At 66.4% G+C, this 2,158-nt stretch carries 3 protein-coding genes; all 3 read left to right on the top strand.

The genetic code is table 11. The features are described from left to right. Positions 1-199: hypothetical protein (locus QZ994_RS19610; protein WP_290877710.1), on the top strand; the 199-nt coding region annotated here is incomplete at its 5' end. 94 nt (positions 200-293) lie between these two features. Further along, a complete protein-coding gene (gene mltB / locus QZ994_RS19605) occupies positions 294-1,589 on the top strand; it encodes a lytic murein transglycosylase B (RefSeq protein WP_290877707.1) in 1,296 nt (431 codons plus the stop codon). Positions 1,590-1,779: 190 nt separating this feature from the next. Further along, positions 1,780-2,118, top strand: coding sequence for an H-NS histone family protein (locus QZ994_RS19600; RefSeq protein WP_290877704.1), 339 nt, complete (start codon positions 1,780-1,782; stop codon positions 2,116-2,118). Positions 2,119-2,158 lie beyond the last annotated feature (40 nt).

Below are 2,158 nucleotides of genomic sequence, written 5' to 3'. Positions count from 1 at the left end.
GGCGTTGATCCAGGCCTTGCAGGCCCTCGATGCCCTGCGCTATGGCCCGAACGCTCCGCCACCCGCAGGCCGGCTTCCCCCGGCAGCGCGGGCGCTCGCGCAGCAAATACGGCACCACGCCCGCACCTGGCAGCAGGCGCGGGCCACATCGGCGCCCCGTGGCGCCCACGCACCCGCTCGGCGCAACACGCCCACCTGATCGGGCACACTGTCGACAAGACCCCATCGACTGCCCAAGCCCATGGCACGCGCACTGCAGACCGCAGGCTCGTGCCCGCGCCCAGCCCTCCCCCATGCCCGACCACGTTCCGGACTCGTCCACGTTCCGCCTCACCCGCGCAGCCAGCCAGCACGCACGCGCCCCCCATCGGCCCTCGGTGACAGCCTTGATCAGCCACCGCGCTGCGCTGGGCCTGCTCGGCGCCTGTACCGTATGGCTGAGTGCCTGCACCACCCCAACGTCCTCCCACATCGGCCCGGACCTCAAGCTCGACACCCGCCTGAGCGTCCCCGTGTCCGCATCAGCCCCGGCATCGGCGACCTCCGCGGCCAGCGCAGTGGTGGCCAGCGCGATCCAGGCCCCCGAGCCCCTGCAGGCCCGCGTCCTGCCCGGCAACCCAGACCCCAACAGCTACGCCCACCGCGACGACGCTGCGCGCCTGGCCCAGGCACTCGCAAGCGAATGGGGCCTCGACCCCGACCGCACCCGCGCCGCCCTCGCCCAGGCCCGCTACCGCGAAGCAGTGGCCCGCCTCATCATGCCTGCACCGGTCGCCACGGCCAAAAACTGGGCGGCCTACCGCAGCCGTTTCGTCGAGCCCATCCGCATCCGCGCCGGCACGGCCTTCTGGCGACAGCATGAAGCCACACTGCGCCGCGCAGAGGCCGAATACGGTGTGCCCGCCGACGTCATCGCCGGCATCCTCGGCGTCGAAACCATTTACGGACGACAGACAGGCAATTTCCGGGTCCTCGACGTGCTCGCCACGCTGAGCCTGGACTTCCCCACCGGCCGCAGCGATCGCAGCCCTTTTTTCCGCAAGGAACTGGGCGAGTTTCTGAAACTCTGCGAAGAACAGGGCCTGGCACCTGAAACCGTACAGGGCTCCTTTGCCGGGGCCATTGGCCTGCCGCAATTCATGCCCAGCTCCATCCGTCGCTATGCGGTGGATTTCGACGGGGACGGCAAGGTCGACCTCCAGCGCTCTCCGGTGGACTCCATCGGCAGCGTGGCCCACTATCTGGCGAAACAAGGCTGGCTGCGCGACCAGCCCAGTTATTACGAGGTCACGCCCCCACGCGACCCTTCCGCGCTGGAAAAACTCCTGGCGCCCGATATCGTGCCGAGTTTCTCGCCCCGCGACATGAGCGACCTGGGCGCACAACTGCCCGAATCGGCGCAACAGCACCCGGGCTCGCTGGCCCTGGTGCAGCTCTACAACGCGGGGGATGCGCCAACCCTCATCGCCGGCACTGCCAACTTTTACGCGATCACGCGCTACAACCAATCCAGCTACTACGCGCTGGCCGTGATTCAACTGGGACAGGTCGTGGCCAAAGAAGCCACGCGGCAAGGTGCCTCCAAATAAGTCACGCGATACCCATGGAGATTGGCAGCCCATGCACCCGGCAAGCGAGCTCGGAACATATTGAATTGCGCCCGCATTTCATTTGTGTATAGAATTCGCTCACGGCTCAGATGGTGACAGGGCCGACACGCCGCACTCACCTGCCAGATCCCCATAAGTATTTCGCCTTCGGGCACAAAGGACACCACCCATGAGCAGCTATCAAGACCTTCTTGCACAAAAGGCCAAACTCGAACAGCAAGCCGCTGAACTCGAAAAGCAACTGGCTGACGCGCGCCGTGCCGAACGCGCAGGCGTGATCGCTCAAATCAAGTCGCTGCTGGCTGAACACGGCCTGACCGTGGCCGACCTGGGCCTGAAGGCCGGCGGCAGCAAGCCTGCAGGCACCAGCGCCGCTGCAGGCCGCAAGGTGGCCCCGAAATACCGCAACAACGACACCGGCGAAACCTGGACGGGCCGTGGCCTGCAACCCAAGTGGGTTCAGGCCGCTGTGGCCGCTGGCAAAAAGCTGGAAGATTTCGCGATCTGAATTCGATCGCGCACAAACAAAAGCCGGTGCATGCACCGGC

This window comes from Aquabacterium sp. (assembly GCF_021768455.1).
Classification (GTDB): domain Bacteria; phylum Pseudomonadota; class Gammaproteobacteria; order Burkholderiales; family Burkholderiaceae_C; genus Aquabacterium.
This window is presented reverse-complemented; position numbering and strand designations above follow the sequence as displayed.

Bases quoted from the DNA above. Each gene is read 5' to 3' on its own strand.
- QZ994_RS19600 (WP_290877704.1), top strand. From the start codon at position 1,780: ATGAGCAGCTATCAAGACCTTCTTGCACAAAAGGCCAAACTCGAACAG.
- mltB (WP_290877707.1), top strand. From the start codon at position 294: ATGCCCGACCACGTTCCGGACTCGTCCACGTTCCGCCTCACCCGCGCA.